Source organism: Microbacterium sp. MYb45, assembly GCF_002979655.1.
Classification (GTDB): domain Bacteria; phylum Actinomycetota; class Actinomycetes; order Actinomycetales; family Microbacteriaceae; genus Microbacterium.
The window spans coordinates 22,724-39,673 of sequence record NZ_PCPG01000003.1; the positions used below are offsets into that span (position 1 = coordinate 22,724).

The 16,950-nt window shown below is 67.8% G+C and carries 17 protein-coding genes; 10 read left to right on the forward strand and 7 right to left on the reverse strand.

Annotated elements, in window-relative coordinates; genetic code table 11:
• Positions 1 to 8 precede the first annotated feature (8 nt).
• A complete protein-coding gene (locus tag CQ034_RS07995; RefSeq protein WP_181156248.1) occupies positions 9 to 1,499 on the reverse strand; it encodes an MFS transporter in 1,491 nt (496 codons plus the stop codon).
• Between the two features lie 126 nt (positions 1,500 to 1,625).
• On the opposite strand from CQ034_RS07995, the gene CQ034_RS08000 reads away from it, so the two are divergent.
• Together CQ034_RS08000 and CQ034_RS08005 are read left to right on the forward strand one after the other, a co-directional pair.
• A complete protein-coding gene (locus tag CQ034_RS08000) occupies positions 1,626 to 2,645 on the forward strand; it encodes a LacI family DNA-binding transcriptional regulator (RefSeq protein WP_181156249.1) in 1,020 nt (339 codons plus the stop codon).
• 50 nt (positions 2,646 to 2,695) lie between these two features.
• Positions 2,696 to 3,607: an arsenic resistance protein gene (locus tag CQ034_RS08005; protein ID WP_258134137.1), complete on the forward strand. Its 912-nt coding sequence runs from the start codon at positions 2,696 to 2,698 to the stop codon at positions 3,605 to 3,607.
• 24 nt (positions 3,608 to 3,631) lie between these two features.
• Here the strand turns inward: CQ034_RS08005 and CQ034_RS08010 are convergent, their stop codons facing one another.
• From CQ034_RS08010 to arsB, 3 genes are read right to left on the reverse strand one after another with little or no spacing between them, the layout of a single operon-like run.
• Complete coding sequence (locus CQ034_RS08010) at positions 3,632 to 4,039, reverse strand: arsenate reductase ArsC (RefSeq protein WP_029264043.1); 408 nt, start codon at positions 4,037 to 4,039, stop codon at positions 3,632 to 3,634.
• 24 nt (positions 4,040 to 4,063) lie between these two features.
• A complete protein-coding gene (locus tag CQ034_RS08015) occupies positions 4,064 to 5,056 on the reverse strand; it encodes a metalloregulator ArsR/SmtB family transcription factor (RefSeq protein WP_105710625.1) in 993 nt (330 codons plus the stop codon).
• On the reverse strand, positions 5,053 to 6,060 hold the full coding sequence (arsB, locus tag CQ034_RS08020; protein ID WP_258134158.1) for an ACR3 family arsenite efflux transporter: 1,008 nt from the start codon (positions 6,058 to 6,060) through the stop codon (positions 5,053 to 5,055). Before arsB ends, CQ034_RS08015 begins: the two co-directional genes overlap by 4 nt.
• 304 nt (positions 6,061 to 6,364) lie before the next feature.
• Between arsB and nhaA the strand changes: the two genes are divergently transcribed.
• Positions 6,365 to 7,672 carry a Na+/H+ antiporter NhaA gene (gene nhaA / locus CQ034_RS08025; protein ID WP_219860777.1) on the forward strand — a complete coding sequence of 436 codons (1,308 nt, stop codon included), beginning with the start codon at positions 6,365 to 6,367 and terminating at the stop codon, positions 7,670 to 7,672.
• A 45-nt stretch (positions 7,673 to 7,717) separates the two neighbouring features.
• Here the strand turns inward: nhaA and CQ034_RS08030 are convergent, their stop codons facing one another.
• The gene (locus CQ034_RS08030) at positions 7,718 to 9,019 is read right to left on the reverse strand and encodes an FAD-dependent oxidoreductase (RefSeq protein WP_105710628.1); all 1,302 of its coding nucleotides are present in this window, start codon (positions 9,017 to 9,019) and stop codon (positions 7,718 to 7,720) included.
• A gap of 83 nt (positions 9,020 to 9,102) precedes the next feature.
• On the opposite strand from CQ034_RS08030, the gene CQ034_RS08035 reads away from it, so the two are divergent.
• On the forward strand, positions 9,103 to 9,456 hold the full coding sequence (locus CQ034_RS08035) for a helix-turn-helix transcriptional regulator (RefSeq protein ID WP_105710629.1): 354 nt from the start codon (positions 9,103 to 9,105) through the stop codon (positions 9,454 to 9,456).
• Positions 9,457 to 9,493: 37 nt separating this feature from the next.
• Here the strand turns inward: CQ034_RS08035 and CQ034_RS08040 are convergent, their stop codons facing one another.
• Both CQ034_RS08040 and CQ034_RS08045 read right to left on the reverse strand, forming a co-directional pair.
• On the reverse strand, positions 9,494 to 9,937 hold the full coding sequence (locus tag CQ034_RS08040; protein ID WP_105710630.1) for a hypothetical protein: 444 nt from the start codon (positions 9,935 to 9,937) through the stop codon (positions 9,494 to 9,496).
• A 58-nt stretch (positions 9,938 to 9,995) separates the two neighbouring features.
• The gene (locus CQ034_RS08045; protein WP_105710631.1) at positions 9,996 to 10,802 is read right to left on the reverse strand and encodes an NAD(P)H-dependent oxidoreductase; all 807 of its coding nucleotides are present in this window, start codon (positions 10,800 to 10,802) and stop codon (positions 9,996 to 9,998) included.
• Between the two features lie 99 nt (positions 10,803 to 10,901).
• Between CQ034_RS08045 and CQ034_RS08050 the strand changes: the two genes are divergently transcribed.
• The 6 genes from CQ034_RS08050 to CQ034_RS08075 all read left to right on the forward strand — a co-directional run bounded on the left by CQ034_RS08050 (position 10,902) and on the right by CQ034_RS08075 (position 16,945).
• The gene (locus tag CQ034_RS08050) at positions 10,902 to 11,492 is read left to right on the forward strand and encodes a TetR/AcrR family transcriptional regulator (protein WP_105710632.1); all 591 of its coding nucleotides are present in this window, start codon (positions 10,902 to 10,904) and stop codon (positions 11,490 to 11,492) included.
• A gap of 470 nt (positions 11,493 to 11,962) precedes the next feature.
• Positions 11,963 to 13,264, forward strand: coding sequence for a sugar ABC transporter substrate-binding protein (locus CQ034_RS08055; protein ID WP_105710633.1), 1,302 nt, complete (start codon positions 11,963 to 11,965; stop codon positions 13,262 to 13,264).
• 167 nt (positions 13,265 to 13,431) lie between these two features.
• A complete protein-coding gene (locus tag CQ034_RS08060) occupies positions 13,432 to 14,271 on the forward strand; it encodes a carbohydrate ABC transporter permease (RefSeq protein ID WP_244175983.1) in 840 nt (279 codons plus the stop codon).
• 1 nt (position 14,272) lies between these two features.
• Positions 14,273 to 15,100 carry a carbohydrate ABC transporter permease gene (locus tag CQ034_RS08065; RefSeq protein WP_105710635.1) on the forward strand — a complete coding sequence of 276 codons (828 nt, stop codon included), beginning with the start codon at positions 14,273 to 14,275 and terminating at the stop codon, positions 15,098 to 15,100.
• Positions 15,072 to 16,157: a Gfo/Idh/MocA family oxidoreductase gene (locus CQ034_RS08070; protein WP_105710636.1), complete on the forward strand. Its 1,086-nt coding sequence runs from the start codon at positions 15,072 to 15,074 to the stop codon at positions 16,155 to 16,157. Before CQ034_RS08065 ends, CQ034_RS08070 begins: the two co-directional genes overlap by 29 nt.
• Positions 16,154 to 16,945, forward strand: a complete 792-nt coding sequence (locus tag CQ034_RS08075) for a sugar phosphate isomerase/epimerase (protein WP_181156252.1) — start codon at positions 16,154 to 16,156, stop codon at positions 16,943 to 16,945. The genes CQ034_RS08070 and CQ034_RS08075 overlap by 4 nt, the downstream gene beginning before the upstream one ends.
• The last annotated feature ends 5 nt before the right edge of the window (positions 16,946 to 16,950 follow it).

The following is a 16,950-nucleotide window of genomic DNA, read 5'->3' on the forward strand; positions in this document are numbered from 1 at the left end:
GTCAGCGCTCAGGCGTTCGAGGCGGAATCCACCGCGGCCCGTCGGGCGGCGAGGTCGCGCTGGATCTGGGAGAGGTGCTTGTCGATGTTGAGGAACCAGATGATGATGCCCATGAGCACGGCGACGATGAGCGGAAGCCACAGGTAGAGGAAGATCTCCATGCTGACCGCGCTCGCCGGCTGCGAGGCCGCCTGGCCGTCGTAGTTGCCCGCGGCCAGCAGCCAGCCGACGAGCGCGACACCGAGCCCGGCGCCGAAGTTCTGCCCCGCGGTGGCGGCGGCATACGTCATGCCGTCGAGTCGGTAGCCGCTCTTCCACTCGCCGTAGTCGACCACGTCGGCGACGAGCGCGAAGAGGCCGGCCGCGGCGGGGATGCCTCCGATGGAGCGGACGAGCCCGCCGGCGATCACGAGGGTGATGTTGCTCGGGTCGATGAGCGAGATGAGGATGCCGATGACCGTGACGATGACGCCGACCAGGATGAGCTTGCGCTTGCCGAAGCGGGCGATGAGCGCGGGCATGAACCAGAGACCGATGATCAGGGGGAGGAGCTGAACGAGGCCGAGGAAGCTGTAGATGTTCGGGTCGCCGAGCACGTCCTTGGCGAAGTAGATGCCCACGCCCGCCGTGCCCGTGAGCAGGTAGTTGAGCAGGAAGAACCCGAACGCGAGGAAGAAGTACGGGTTGCCGACGAGGATGCGGAGGGACTTGCCGAGCGGGAGCTTGACCCCGTCGTCCTGCTTGATCGTCGACTTCACGCGCTCCTTCGTGCCGAAGAACACGATGAGGAACGTGACAGCGGCGATGATGCCGTAGACGACCGAGATCATCGTCCAGCCGGCCTGGCCTCCGCCGTTCGCGGTGACGACCGGGATCGTGACGAAGTTCACGACCAGCGTGGTGACCAGGGCGAAGAACGTGCGGATGACGGTGAGGGAGACGCGCATCTTCGAGTTGCTCGTGATCACCGAGAGCAGCGTGTGGTACGCCAGGTTCGACCCGACGAAGCCGACGCCGAGGCACAGGAAGTACATGGCGAAGGCGTAGAACTCCTTGGCCCCGGCGCCGAGCCCCGCGGGCACGTTGAAGAGCAGGATGAACGAGATGACCACGACCGGGGTCGAGAACAGGATCCAGGGGCGCGCCTTCCCCCAGCGGGTGGAGGTGCGGTCGATGAACGTGCCGAGGATGAGGTCCATGGTGCCGTCGAGCACGCGGCCGAAGAGCAGGAGGGTTCCGGCGATCGCAGCGCCGATGCCGACGGTGTCGGTGAAGTAGAAGAGTAGGAACGCGGAGATCGGCGCGAAGATCAGGTTGCCGCCGATGTCTCCGACGCCGTACGCGAGCCGTTCGCGAACCTTCAGTTTCTGACCGCTCGGGTCGCCGATCGTCTCGCCGACCGCGACGGCGGCCAGTGACGCCGTCACCGATTCCTCTGCGCTCACGGCTACGGCGGCGCGTTGCTGTTCCGCCGAGGTCCGGGTCGAATCCTTCGCCATGGCTGACTCCTTCGTCATGAATGGGACCGGTCACAGTGACCGCTGGTGTCACGTGTCAGTGACACGCGACACCACGGTAGATGGACGAGGTGTCACGTGTCAATAGCGATGTGCGAGACTGGGGCCATGACGGTGGATGTGCAGCCTTCTCGACGAGCCACGAGCAAAGACGTGGCCGCGAGCGCGGGAGTGTCCCGCTCGACCGTGAGCCAGATCCTCAACGGTGACGAGCGGTTCCCCGAAGAGACCCGCGCGCGCGTGCGGGCTGCTGCCGACGCTCTGAACTACCGCCCGTCGCGGGCAGGGCGAGCGCTGGTCACCGGTCTCAGCGACATCGTCGTGGTCGTCGTCCCCCACGCGACCTTCGGCCCTCACCTGCAGGACTCGGTCGACCGGATCACGGGAGCCAGCGCGACCGCCGGAATGAGTGTCGTCGTGCGGTTCGCGAGGATGCAGGACGAGACGACTCTCACCTCCGTGCTCGATCTGCGGCCGGCTGCCGTCGTCGACTTCGGAGTCTTCACCGCGCCGCAGCGCGAGCGGATCCAGGCATCCGGCACGTTCGTCGTTCCCCGGCGGGCGTACGTCGCCGACGGCGCCGACCCCGATCCGATCGACATCGAGATCGGGCGGATCCAGGTCCGCGAATTGTTGCGGAACGGCCCCCGGCGGCTCGTCTACGCGGCGCTCGAGGACAAGCGCCTCGATCCGTTCGGGCCACCGCGCCTCGAGGGGATCCGGCGAGAGGCGCGCGACCGCGGCCTCGACGCGCCGCTCACCCCGCGCATCCCGCTCGACGTCGAGGGCGCCACGAGGGCGCTGAAGGGGGCACGCGACGAGGCGGCTCCTGCTCCTCTCGGCATCTGCGCCTACAACGATGACGTCGCGATCGCGGTGGTCGCGGCCAGTCGCGCGCTCGGCTTGCGGATCCCCGAGGATGTCGCCGTCATCGGCGTCGACAAGACGGCCGTCGGCCAACTCGTCAGCCCGCGGCTCAGCACGGTGGCCATCGACCAGCCTCTCCTCATGGACGCGTTCGTGCAGGACCTGGCCGCCCTGGCGGCGCGCCGCACGGACGCGGATCCGGAGCGATACGAGTTCGACCTCGACCGGGTGCTCGAGCTGGTGCGCGGGGAGACGACCTGATCGTCGCCTGGGGGGAGCGACACCAGATCGCCCTCTATCTCGCGGCGATCGTGGTCGGTGCCGTCGTGGGCCTCTGGGCGCCCGCCGTCGCGCATCCGCTGGAGCTCGCGATCACTTCCGTCCTCGGGCTGCTGCTGTACGCGACGTTCCTCGGCGTCCCGTTCTCGGCGATCGGACGCGCATTCCGCGACATCCGCTTCCTCGCCGTGCTGCTGGTCGTGAACTTCGTGATCGTGCCCGTGATCGTGTTCGGCCTGTCGCGCTTCGTCGCCCACGATCAGGCGCTGCTGGTCGGAGTGCTGCTCGTCCTGCTGACGCCGTGCGTCGACTACGTGATCGTGTTCACCGGGCTCGCCGGAGGGGCGAAGGAGCGACTGCTCGCGGCCGCGCCGATCCTGATGCTGGGGCAGATGCTGCTCCTGCCCCTGTATCTGTGGCTCTTCGTCGGCCCCGAGCTGATCGACGCCGTCGACCTCGCCCCGTTCCTCGACGCGTTCCTCCTGCTGATCGTGCTGCCCCTCGCGGCTGCCGGCCTCACCCAGTACGCGGCGTCGCGCACGCGCGCGGGGCGAGCTGTGAGCGACGCGGCCCAGAGCGCGATGGTGCCGCTGATGATGCTCACGCTCGCGGTCGTCGTCGCCTCGCAGATCGCCGGCGTCAGCCGACAACTCCCCGCACTGCTCGCGACGATTCCCCTCTATGCCGCCTTCGCCGCGATCATGATCCCCGTCGGCGTCGTCGCCGGCAGAGCAGCGCGCCTCGACGTCGCCCGCACGCGCGCTGTCGTGTTCTCGGGCGCCACCCGCAACTCGCTGGTCGTGCTTCCGCTCGCCCTCGCGCTGCCGGCGACCTTCGCGCTCGCACCGCTCGCCGTCGTGACGCAGACGCTCGTCGAGCTGATCGCCATGGTGGTCTTCGTGCGGCTCGTCCCGCGATTCGTGCCGGTGCGGCAACGGCCGTGAGGCAGGGGCGCCGCGGTCGGGCTCTCAGACCAGTTCGCTCACCAGCTGCTCGATGCGTGCACGGATCTCGTCGCGGATCGGCCGGACCGCGTCGATGCCCTGGCCGGCCGGGTCGTCGAGCTTCCAGTCCTCGTAGCGCTTGCCGGGGAAGAACGGGCACGCGTCGCCGCAGCCCATGGTGATGACGACGTCGGAGGCCTGTACGGCCTCGGTGGTCAGCACCTTGGGCTGTTCGGCGGTGATGTCGATGCCGAGCTCGCCCATCGCCGCGACGGCGGTCGGGTTGATCTGATCGGCGGGCATCGAGCCGGCGGAGCGGACTTCGATGCGGTCGCCGGCGATGTCGCGGAGGAAACCCGCGGCCATCTGCGAGCGTCCGGCGTTGTGCACGCAGACGAAGAGGACGGAGGGCTTGGTGTTCGTGTCGGTCATGACTGCTCCTTCGGAGAGGTGTGGTCAGGGGAGAAGGTCGTCGACGAGCGCGCGTACGCGTCCGGCGATGTCGTCGCGGATGGCCTCGACGCCTTCGCGTGAGGCGAGGGCGGGGTCGCCGACCGCCCAGTCGTCGTAGCGGACGCCGGGGATGACGGGACAGACGTCGCCGCAGCCCATCGTGATGACGACGTCGGCGGCGCGGACGGCGTCGTCGGTGAGCGGCTTCGGGAAGCGCTCGGCGGCCGCGTCGCCCTCGATCTCGGCGAGCAGCGAGCGGACGTGCGGGTGGATGACGTCGCCGGGCGCGGAACCGGCCGAGCGCGCGACGACCCTGCCTGCGGCGAGCTTGTTCACGAGTGCGGCGGCGAGCTGCGAACGCCCGGCGTTGGCGACGCAGACGAACAGCACCTGCGGCACGGACGCATCGCGGTCGCGGGTCAGGTCGGCGAGGCGCTGGCGGGCGAAGCGCTCGGTGAGCGGCACGAGCGATGACGTCACCCGGGCACTCCGCGCGAGTGCGGTGTACGACTCGCGGACGGTCGTGAGCACGACATCGGGATCCAACTCGGGAACCTCTGCCGCGAGCTCCTCGGCGAGACGGGTCACCCGGGCGTCGAAGTCGGGCCGGCGCTGATCGTCGTCGGCGGAGGCGCTCCACGGTGCGACCGAGGCGGGTGCGAACGAATCGAGCAGCGCGGTGACGGCGCTGCGCCGCGTCGGGTTGATCCGATACCAGACCCAGGTTCCCCGGCGCTCCGAGGTGAGGACGTCGACGTCCTTCAGCACCTTGAGGTGGTGGGAGACCGTGGGCTGGGAGACGTCGGCGAGCTCGGCCAGGTCGCAGACGCACGACTCGCCGCGCGGGTCGGAGGCGATGGCGGACAGCATCCGCAGTCGCAGCGGATCCGACAGCGCCTTCAGTGTCGCTGCCACCGTCGAGGCTGCCTCCAACCCGATGGCGTGGGTGGCGACGGGGCTGCAGGTGTCGGCTGCGGTCGTCTGCGTGACGTTCATGACGGCATCCTCTCGGCGGTGAATGGATCGGTGTGGAACCAGCGGCGGGCTGCCCAGAGCGAGACGTAGACGAGTCCGACGAGAACAGGTACTTCGATGAGAGGGCCGACGACCCCGGCGAGAGCCTGGCCGGATGTCGCGCCGAACGTGCCGATGGCGACGGCGATGGCGAGTTCGAAGTTGTTGCCGGCGGCGGTGAAGGCCAACGTCGTCGAGCGGGCGTAACCGAGCCCCAGCGCCTTGCCGGTGAAGAGTCCGATGAACCACATGATCGCGAAGTACGCCAGCAGTGGCAGTGCGATCCGCGCGACGTCCCAGGGTCGGCTCGTGACCTGTTCGCCCTGGAGCGCGAACAGCAGCACGATGGTGAAGAGGAGGCCGTAGAGGGCCCAGGGGCCGATCTTCGGGAGGAAGCGGTCTTCGTACCAGTCGCGCCCCTTCGCGCGCTCGCCGAGGAATCGGGAGGCGAAGCCGGCGACGAGGGGGATGCCGAGGAAGATCAGCACGTTCAGCGCGATCTGGCCGATCGAGATGTCCAAGCCCTGCGAGTCCAGTCCGAGCCAGCCGGGGAGGACGGTCAGGTAGAACCAGCCGAGCAGCGAGAAGGCGATGACCTGGAACACCGAGTTGATGGCGACGAGCACGGCCGCCGCCTCACGATCGCCGCAGGCGAGGTCGTTCCAGATGACGACCATGGCGATGCAGCGGGCGAGTCCGACGATGATGAGACCGGTGCGGTACTCGGGCAGGTCGGGGAGGAGTGCCCAGGCGAGAACGAACATGAGCGCCGGGCCGACGAGCCAGTTGAGCACCAGAGAGGAGACGAGCAGCTTCTTGTCGCCGGTGACGGCGGCGACCCTGTCGTAGCGGACCTTCGCGAGCACCGGATACATCATCACCAGCAGGCCGAGGGCGATGGGGATCGAGATTCCGCCGACCTCGAGGCGGGCGAGCAGGTCGGAGACGCCGGGGATGAAGCGGCCGATGACGATGCCGCCGACCATCGCCAGGCCGATCCACAGCGGCAGCCACCGGTCGAGGGTGGACAGGCGGCGCGTGGCCGGCGTGGTGGTGACGGGTGCGGTCGCGGTGCTCACGAGGGACCTTGAATCGACATGTCTCTATATTGACACCCGTCTATATCAGAATCAATTCTACGCAGCAGTGTTCACCCGTTCGTCATCTTCGGAGTGAATGGTGTCGGCGACCACTCCCAGGGGAGGCGGAGAGCGGTCCGGCTAAACTGGGAAGTGGAGTGTCGGGAAGCCTGGTCGACGAATGCCCGCTCGTCGACCCGAAAGCTCCCTCATGGTCAAGCCCTCCTCGCGTCTCGCCAGAGTCCGCTCCGTCTTCCCCTCCGCCTCGCGCGCTGAGTCGCGCCGCATCGGTGCGATCCTCCGCAAGGAGGCCGTCGGGGGAATCCTCCTCGTCTCGCTCGCGGCGATCGCCCTGTTGTGGGCGAACTCGCCCTGGGCGGAGTCGTACTTCGCGCTGCGGGACTTCGAGATCGGGTACGAGCCCTGGCACCTGCGCCTGAGTCTCGGTGCCTGGGCCGCAGACGGGCTGCTCGCCATCTTCTTCTTCCTCGTCGGCCTCGAGCTCAAGCGGGAGTTCGTCGCGGGGGACCTGCGCAAGTTCAGCACGGCCGTCGTCCCGATCGTGGCGGCCGTCGGTGGCGTGATCGTCCCCGCCGTGATCTACCTGGCTGTGGTGGCCGGGTCCGCCGAGGAATCCCACGGGTGGGCGATCCCGACCGCGACCGACATCGCATTCGCCGTGGCCGTGCTCGCCCTCATCGGATCGCACCTCCCGAGCGCACTGCGGATCTTCCTGCTCACCCTGGCCGTCGTCGACGACCTCATCGCCATCGGCATCATCGCGTTGTTCTACACGGAGACGATCGAGATCCTGCCGCTGGTGCTCGCGTTCATCGCGATCGCGGTGTACGGCGTGATCGCGCAGCGATACCGCGACTTCTTCCATCTGCGCCCGACCGCCGCGTGGCTGATCCTGCTGCCCATCGGCGTGGTCGCCTGGGCTCTCGTCCATGCCTCGGGCATCCACGCCACGATCGCCGGTGTGCTGCTCGGCTTCATGATCCCCGTGCTCCACAAGAAGGCCGACCGCGGACCGGATGCCGGTCCAGGACTCGCCGAGGTCTTCGAGCATCGGTTCCGCCCGCTGTCGGCCGGTTTCGCGGTGCCTGTCTTCGCGTTCTTCTCGGCGGGTGTGGCGATCGGCGGCGGGGAAGGATTCGCGTCGGCTTTCGCAGACCCCGTGGTCGTCGGCATCGTCCTCGCCCTGGTGGTCGGGAAGCCGCTCGGCATCACCGTGGCGACCTGGATCATCACCAGGATCCGCCGCATCAACCTCGACCCGGCCCTGAGATGGATCGACATCATCGGCGTCGGCCTCCTCGCCGGCATCGGATTCACGGTGTCGCTTCTGGTCGCCGAGCTGAGCTTCGCCGTCACGAGCGAACACCACGACCATGCCAAGGTCGCCATCCTGACCGCTTCCGTCATCGCGGCCGTCGGAGCGTCCGTGCTCCTCGGGGCCCGCAATCGCCGCTACCGGCGGCTCGCGGGTTCTGACGACGAGGTGAAGGGCAGCTGAGGTGTACGAGAAGGAGCGGGCGAGCGGCTCCTCAGGAAGCGCCGATCAGCCCACGGCGACCGGGCGCGCGCCGATCTGCAGCGTAGCCGGAGCAGCGCAGCAGCTGCCGGCCGAGTCGTCGAATCCGCCGGCGCCGCCGCACACGCCGGTGTCGGGCAGGCTCAGCTCGTTGCGGCCCGCGGCCTCGTGATCACCCACGAGGTGGGCGGCGACGCTGCGGACCTGCTCGTATCCGGTCAGGGCGAGGAAGGTCGGGGCTCGACCGTAGGACTTCGCGCCGACCATGAAGAACCCGGGTTCGGGCTGGGCGAGCTCCCTCGCCCCTGTCGCGCCCACGGAGCCGCAGGAGTGGATGTTCGGGTCGATCTCGGAGGCGATGCCCGCGACCGCTTCGAGTGCGGTGTCGAGGTCGATCCGCAGCTCTCGCAGCATGCCGGTGTCCGGGCGGAAGCCGGTGAGGGCGAACACGTGCCCGACGTCGGTAGCCTCCCGGCCGTCTTCCGCGACGATCGTCAGCCCGTCGCCGCCTTGCCGGAACTCGGCGACGCGGAACCCTGTCACCAAGTCCACGACCCCCTCGTCGATGACCTTCCGGGCGCGGGAGCCGAGTGCGGCGCGCTCGGGAAGCTCGTCCCCGATCCCGCCACCGAAGACGTTGGCGGCGCTTCCTCGGCGCAGCAGCCAGGTCACGCGCGTTCCCGGAGCGCGTCGTGCGAGCTCGCTCAGGCGCAGCACGGCGTGCGTGGCGGAGTGCCCGGCTCCGACGACGACCACATGTCGGCCCGAGAGCTCTGACACGTCGGCCGGGATGCGGTACGAGATCCGGTCCGACGCTGCGGCCTCGCCGACTGCCGGGAATCCGTCCGCCCCCGCAGGGTTCGGAAGATCCCAGGTGCCGCTCGCGTCGACGACGGCGCGGGCGAGGAGGCGGGCTTCGCGCCCCTCCCCATCGACGGTGTGCACCACGAAGGGCTGGCTCTTGCGTCCCCCGTCGACGACCTTGTCCCGCCCCTGCCGGGCCACGCCGGTGACGGTCGTCGCGTAGCGGACTCGCTCGCCCAGAGCATCCGCGAGCGGTGCCAGGTAGTCGCGAACCCACTCCGCGCCGGTCGGATAGCCGTTCGCCGGTGCCGTCCACCCCGTGGGCTCGAGCAGGCGGCGAGCAGCAGCGTCGGTGAGCTCCGGCCAGGCTGAGAACAGGCGCACGTGCCCCCACTCGGAGACGGCGGACGCGGGGCCGTTCCCGCGCTCGACGACGATCACGTTCTCGTCGCGTTCGACGAGGTGCGCGGCTGCGGCGAGACCCTGCGGGCCTGCTCCGATGACGACGACGGGAAGCTCGGACATCACATCTCCTCAGATCGAGAATCTTCAATATGATGACTGTCGTCGATCTATCGAAGTTTGTCAATACGTGTCAGGATGGACTCATGAGCCTGCCGACGACCATCGAAGCGACCGCCTGCTGTGTGCCGCGTGTCACGGCCGCGCCGACCGTCGAGGATGCGGAGCGCGTCGCGCGGGTCTTCAAGGCGCTCGGCGATCCGACGCGAGTCCGGCTGCTGTCTCTCATCGCCGCCGGTGCCGGCGGCGAGGCGTGCATCTGCGACCTGACGGAGCCCGTCGGCCTCTCGCAGGGCACGGTCTCCCACCACATGAAGCTCCTCGCGGAGGCGGGTCTCGTCACCCGCGAACAGCGCGGCAAGTGGGCGTACTTCTCGCTCAACGCCGACACGATGGATGCCGCCGCCGACGCGCTTCGGGTGGCGGTGCCCCGGCCGTAGAACCTGAGCTCTCCGGGGTCTCCGGTTGCCGGCCGGGCTATCGAGCCCTTGCCGTGATCAGCGAGCTGGGGATGTGCCCGGCGGCGAGCACCGCCGCGGCAATCGCCATCCAGGCGTTCTCCAGCCACGCCGCGCCGGCGAGGAACGCGGCGACGGGGAGCAGCGCCATCGGCACCGGCGCGCCCCAGACGGGGCCGAAGAGCGCTTCACGGCGACGCCCGGTGACGAGGAATCGCACCCACAGCGCCCAGTACGCGAGCACGAGCACGGCGACGAGAGGGAACCACCACCACCCCACGGAGGCGCCCACCGTGATGGCGGGAACCGTCACGCAGAGCGCCTGCCCCGCACGTTCCAGCACCGTCAGCGGACGAGGCACCGCGCCGGTCGGCAACGCAGGACGGGGCGGAAACCAGATGAGTGACAGGCTCGGAGCGAAGATGGCGAGGCTGAGCGCGAGACCCAGCACCGAGAAGCCCATACCCGCGAGCGTATCGCTCGAGGAATCCGACCCCGCCCGCGCCGAACGTCGTGCTCTCCTAGCGGGTGCCGTTCGCGACGCCCGCGCGGTCGATGCGGTGGATGTCGAGATCGGTTCGTCCGGGGAGGATGTCGGCGCGCAACGCTCGGGTGCCTCGATAGTCACCGTCGCGCAGGGCGCGGTATGGCCGAGACGGCACTTCGTCGTGGATGCCCGCGAGCCGGGTGGTCAGCCGGTCGCGTTCCGAAGCGACAGCCGCGGCATCGAGCGCGTCGGCGTCGTGGACGACGTGGAGATCGAGTGATTCGATCCCCGTGTACCAGAGCGTGCCGTGCGTGATCGGGAACAGCAGGGCATCGATGTCACCGCTGACGCCCCGGGATCCGATGCTCCGCGCATCCTCGCCCGCCGTCACGATGATGAGCGCCCGCTTGCCCTTCAGGCCGCCCTCGCCGTAGCGGAGCGGCAGCCCCGTTTCCGTGTCGACGCCGCCGTAGGCGAAGCCGTTGGTGAACACCCGATCGAACCAGCCTTTGAGGATCGCCGGTGCGCCGTACCACCAGAGCGGGAACTGGAACACGAGCAGTTCGGCGGCCTCCAGCTTCCGCTGTTCGACGCGCACGTCGTCGGGCACGAGCCCGCTCTCGTGGACCTCGCCCATCAAGTCGACGATGTTCCCCTCGCGCCCGCCGATGTCGCGCTGCGCCAGCAACGGGTCGAACCCCTGGGCGTACAGATCCGAGGTCTGCACGTCGTAGCGCGGCGTGAGTGCCTCGACTCCTGCCTCGAACAGTTGCCGGTTCAGGGAGCCCGACTGCGGGTGCGCGTAGACCCAGTGGGTGGTGGGCCGGAGGTCGGCGGTCATGTCTCTCCTCGGATCGTGGATGGTGCCGATGGCACGGGGTAGGATTGGTACCTACCAACCGTAACTTACTCATCGTAAGTATGGGTCGCGAGGGGCGAGATGACGAAGGCGAAAGAGGGTGCGCGACCGCGACTGTCGAAGGCCGACCGTCGCGCGCAGCTGCTGAGTGTCGCACGGGAGATGATCCGTGCCGAGGGCGCAGACGCGCTGACCCTCGGCGCGCTCGCGGACCGGGCGGGCATCACGAAGCCCGTCGTCTACGAGCACTTCGGTGACCGATCGGGGCTCTTCGCCGCGTTGTACCGACAGTTCGACGAGCGCCAGGATGCGTCGCTCGAGACCGCGCTGGCGAACGCTCGACCCGACATCGAAGGAGTCGTGGACGTCATCGCCACGAGCTATGTCGCCTGCGCCCGTGCCGAAGGCGTGGAGATGGCGGGAGTGGTCGCCGCCCTCCACGGCACGCCCGTGCTCGCGCGGATACGGCAGGAGTCGGTGGGGGCGTACGTCGAACGCTGTCGCGCCGCCCTCGCCCGCGTGGTCGGCGCCGAGAGCATCGATCCGATCGCCCTGGAGGCGGCGTTCGCCTCGGCGGATGTGCTCGCGAGCGCGGTGCTCGCCTCGCGCATCGACGAGGGTGACGCGCACGAGACGCTCGTGCGGATCCTCCTCGCCTCGATCAGGGAGTGAGCTAGAGCTCGCGAAGCCGGGCGAAGTCGCCGATGGCATCCATCCCGACGATCCCGTTCTCGCCGCACCGGATGATGTAGTCGGCGTGGAGCTCGTCTCCGAGTGCGTACAGCGCCCCGGGCTGAGCAGCTCTCCGATACGCTGCCCGCGGAGAGCGTCGATCGTTTCCGCCGCGTCAAGGCCGCCGACGATCAGCACGGACGTTTCCGCAGCGACTTCGGGGCGTGATTCGGGGCGACCTCCGCGCATGGGGTGGCGCTACGTCCTGGCTCCGCCCGCTGGGCTCCGATGTTTGCTCTTGGCGACTCGCGGAGCGGCACTCCTGCGAGCCGGAGAGGGCTGAGCGCGACGCGAATAGAGTGAGCGTGATGGTTGCGATGAGCAGATCAAAACCGGGGTTTGCAAACGTTCCCGTGAACGATATAGTTAGTTCGTCCCGATCTATTGGCAACGAAGCTTTGGAGTAGAACATGGCAGTTCTTGGAACGAGATGGCGCGCTGGGGCGGCCATTGGCAGCGTGTTGACGCTCGCCGTGGTGACGACCGGGTGTGCGTCGTCGGCCGGCGACGACTCGGCAGAGCCTGGCAGTGGCAAGATCACCATCGGCATGGTCGCCGGCCTCACGCCGCAGTACGAAGAGGTGATCGCGGCCTTCCACAAGGAGTATCCCGACATTGAGGTCGAGCTCCAGTCGATGCCCGATGAAGTACCTGACATGACTCGGTCCCTGCAGACGGCGAAGCTCGGCGGTCAGCTGCCCGACATCGTGGTGGGATTCGCCGACAACATCAATCAGCTCGCCGCTGCTGACGTCACAGCCGATGTCAGCGACCGCCTTTCGGACTCCGAGCTGCAGGTGGACTCTTTCCTGCCGAACTACCTCGACGCGTACCGCCCGCTCGACGCTCCCGACGAGGTGCACGGCCTCCCGGTGGGTGCCGATGCGCTGATCCTGGCCTACAACGCCGACGTGTTCGAGAAGGCAGGGGTCGACGTCCCGTCCGATGACTGGACCTGGAAGGACTTCGACGCCGCTGCGGACGCGATCTCGGCCGCCGGTGCAGGTGAGTATTTCGGGCTCGCGAACGGCCCAGAGAACGCCCTCATCTCAGACCCGATCATCCGGGCGATGGGCGGGTATCTATACGACCCGAGCAGCAACACCACCGGGATGGCCGAGCCGGAAGCCCTCGAGGCGTGGCAGCTCATGGCAGACGAATGGCTGAGCGGGCGCGCGGCGCCCTATACCGTCAACCGCAATGAACGGCCCAAGTTCCAGGATGGCCGTGTCGCGATGATCTTCACGGTTCGGCCCGCAGTTCCGAGTGTGAACGCGGCGATGGATAACTGGGACGTCGTCAGCATGCCGTCGCTCGATGGGGTCCGCCCTGTCGGAGGGAGTTCGTACGCTCTCTCGCTGACGCAGGATGCGAAGAACCCCGACGATGCGTGGACGTTCCTCGAGTTCATGTACTCGAACGACGGGGGAATGGCCGTCATGCAGGCCAACGGCGGAGTGGTCCCGGCAACCGTGGAGGGTGTCAAGTCCGGAACGTGGCAGGAGCTCGATCGCCCCGCCAACCAGGCGGCGTTCGGTACCGCAGCGACCGAGGCGACCATGATCACGCAGTTCCCGCCGACCGTGCAAGCGGTCTATGACGACGCCATCGCTCAGGCCTTCCAGCAGGTGGTGCTCGGAGGTGTCTCTGTCGAGCAAGCGTTCACCGAAGCTGCCGCGCTGGTCGACGAAGCCCTCGAAACGGTCGAGTGAGCAGTCTCATGACCTCCTCGCAAACGATGGACGAAGCGACACCGTTCGCGGGTGCAGTTGAGGGGCGGGTGGTCGACGAGTCGTCGGCCACCCGGCCCCGCCGTTCTGGCTCGGGAAGGCCAAGAAAGCGCGGGACGCGAGAGGACGGGCTCTCCGCTCTCGTCTTGGTGACCCCGAACCTCGTGCTCTTCGCCGTATTCATCCTGCTCCCCGGGGTTGTGGCGCTCGGGTTGAGCTTCTTCACCTGGAACCTCACGGGCGATCCCACTTGGGCAGGCATCAGCAACTACGAGCGGATGTTCGCCGATCAGGCGATGTGGTCGGCTCTCGTGCGCACGTGCTATTTCCTGGTGTTGGGAGTTATTCCCACTGTGCTCATCGGATTCATGCTCGCGGTACTGATCAATGTGAATCTTCCGGCAGTCGGGGCGCTTCGCGTGCTGTTCTTCATCCCGATGGTCGTTTCGGTCGCGGTATCAGCCGTGCTCTGGACCCGGGTCTACGCCCGCGACAGCGGTCTCCTGAACGCCGTGCTCGGCTGGTTCGGGGTGCCGTCGGTCGACTGGCTGAACAACCCGGCCACCGCTCTGCCGGCGGTCACTTTGATGCTGGTCTGGCTGAGTCTTCCCTTGGTGATCATCCTCTACCTCGCCGCGCTGCAGCGCATTCCTCGCGAATTGTACGAGGCGTCCAGCCTTGACGGGGCGGGGCCGGTCCGCACGATCTGGCAGATCACCTGGCCCAACGTGAGCGGAGCCACCGCTCTTCTCATCGTCATCCAGTTCGTGAATTTCCTCTCGGGAACATTCGAGGTGACGCTGATCATGACGCAGGGGGGTCCGCTTCGCAGCACCGAGAACCTCGCGTTGTACATCTACAAGATGGCCTTCGAACGGTTCGACATCGGATATGCGAGCGCACTCACACTGTTCCAATCCGTGCTCATCATCGCGGCGGCCGCAGGTATCCGCGCGCTGACCACCGGCATTCGACAGAGGAGCTCCTGACATGTTGCGCACGAAACGCTCGATCGGGCTGCGCTATGCGGCCATTGCGGTCGTCGGACTGATCATGGGCCTCCCCGTCTTCTATGCCGTCTCCACCTCGCTCATGACGGCGAAGGAGGTCGTCGCCTATCCGCCGAACCTCCTGCCGACGGAGATCCGGTGGGAGAACTACACCGAAGCTCTGCAGTTCCTGTCGGGGCCGGTCATCTTGAACAGCTTCCTCTTCAGCATCGGTGTGATCCTCATCCAGCTCGTGCTCGCGCTGCCGGCCGGCTTCGCGCTCGCGAAGATCCCCTTCCGATGGGCCGCCGTCGTGATCGCTGTCCTCGCCGCGCCGCTGCTGCTGCCCAGCAACGCGACGCTGATCCCGCTCTTCGTCGTCACGCGCGAACTCGGAATTCTGAACAGCTATGCGGGTCTGATCCTGCCGGTCGCCGCGTCGACGACCTTCGCGACGCTCCTCTTCCGCCAGTTCTTCGCCACGCTGCCCGACGGGATCATCGAAGCCGCGCGCATCGACGGGGCGAGTTGGTTTCGAGTGCTCACGCAGATCGCATTGCCGCTGGCCAAGCCGACCCTCGCGGCGTTCGCATCGATCACGTTCCTGAACGTGTGGAACATGTACGTCTGGCCGCAGCTCGTGGCACCGAACCCTGACCTGAAGGTGATTCCCGTGGCGCTGGCTCCGCTCGCCCGGGGCGAATACCAGTCCATCAGCGAGAGCGTCGGCATGGCCGCGGCGGTGCTCAGCATCATCCCGGTGCTGCTCATCTTCATCTTCACGCAGAAGTGGTACATCAATGGCATCGTCGGCACCGGACAGGACTGAGTATCCGGGGGAAGCGGCTCGGGGTACCGGCGGCGGTCTCGTGCGGGATCGTGCAGGGGTGGGAATCATCGGATGCGGCGGAGTCACCCGCGCGACGATCGATTCCTTCCTCGAGTCCGGTGGGTCCGTGTCGTGGGTGATGGATCCGGACGCTGCCGCGCGCGAGGCCGTCGTCCATCAGGTGGCGCGGAGAGCGCCCGCACCCCTTAGCTTCGATGGCGTGGAAGACGCCCTGCGGCGCGGGGGCGATGACGCGCCGGTTCTGATCAACTCCCCGGGATCTCTCCACCTTGCACATATCGCGTTGTGCGCTGAGGCGGGTCGACCGATGCTGGTCGCCAAACCGCTCGGCATGGATTGGGAGGAGACCGAGCGGGCTCTGACGCTCGCTGATGACGCGCGGGTGTCGATCGACGTGGCCGAGCAGTACCCCGACGAGGCCCATGCCATCCAGATCGGTACGCTCCTGGACCGCTACGGACCGGCACGCCGTATCCTGCTGGATCATCGGAAGCCCTCATCGTCTCAGGGCACGCTCGAAGGAAAGAAGCAGACCGGGATCCTTGAATACGCCGTTCATCACTACGCTGTCCTCTCGTCGTGGCTGGGCATTCTCCCCCACGCCATCGCGGTCGATTCGTGGACCGCGAACGATGGGCGAAGCGGCAGGGACTCGATCGGCCACGCATGGCTGCACTACGACTCCTGCCACGTGCTGCACGCGTTCGGGTTCGGCGGGGAGCGAACGACATATCGCGCGGAGATCGAAACCGATACTGCGGTGATAACCGCGACGGGGCAGCACTTCGCCGACCCCGACGTGGAGGTCGGCATCGTCGCAGACGGGGAGTCGATCGCGGTGACGCCGCGACGCGCGGTAGGCGCGTGGGATCGGATGTTCCTTCGCTGGCTGGCCTCTTCGGACACGGAGATCGACGTGAGCGGGCGACGGCAGATCCGTATCGTCGCCGCGATGGTTGACGCGGCCCTGCGTGCGGCGGACACGGGTGCTGTCGTGGATCTGCGTGCCGATCCGCGCTTCGAGGATCTCTGGTGAGCGCGGCATCGGCGCTGCTTCTCGAGCGGATCGGCGCAGTCACGGACGAAGTCGACCTCGACATCGCGGACGCAGTCCATACGCTCCTCGAATGGGGCGTGCGCCACGCCCACGTGCGATCGATCGGTGACGCGCGCGTTCCCTCCTTCAGCGGAGAAACGCTCGCGCGTCTGGCCGACGCTGCAGTGGCGCTCGACATCGGGGCGCTCAGCCCGGGGTTGTTCAAGGGCTCCGTCCGCGGGGAGAAGCGCCAGAGGGAGATGCAGGTCATGCTTCCGGAATCGATCAGACTCGCCGTGGACCTCGGCGTCCCGCAGGTGGTCGTGTTCGGGGGCGGTGCGGGAGAGCCGCGCGACGCTGTCATCGAGATACTCGGCGAGGCCGCGGAACGTGCCAGGGCGGGAGGCGTCGAGTTGATACTGGAGAACAGCTCGCTCTGTCACGTGGCGACGTGTGACGACCTCGTCGGCGTGGCGGAGGCTCTCGACCTCCGTGTCGTGTGGGACCCCGCGAACGCCGTTGCCGCCGGCGACCGAGACCTCGTCGCCGGCTCACGGCAGCTCGCGCACCGTGTTGCGAGTGTTCACGTGCGCGATTGGCATCCCGACACGGGCTGGCGCCGGCTGGGGAGAGGCGTCATGCCGTGGCGCGCGATGATCGGCGCATTGGAATCGGAAGGCTATCGAGGGAGATACATCGTCGAGAGTCATCTTCCCGCGGACCCCGGTGCGACCGAATGGAACGTCGACGCCCTCGTATCGCTGCTTCGCTCATCGTCGCGGGAATGAACCGC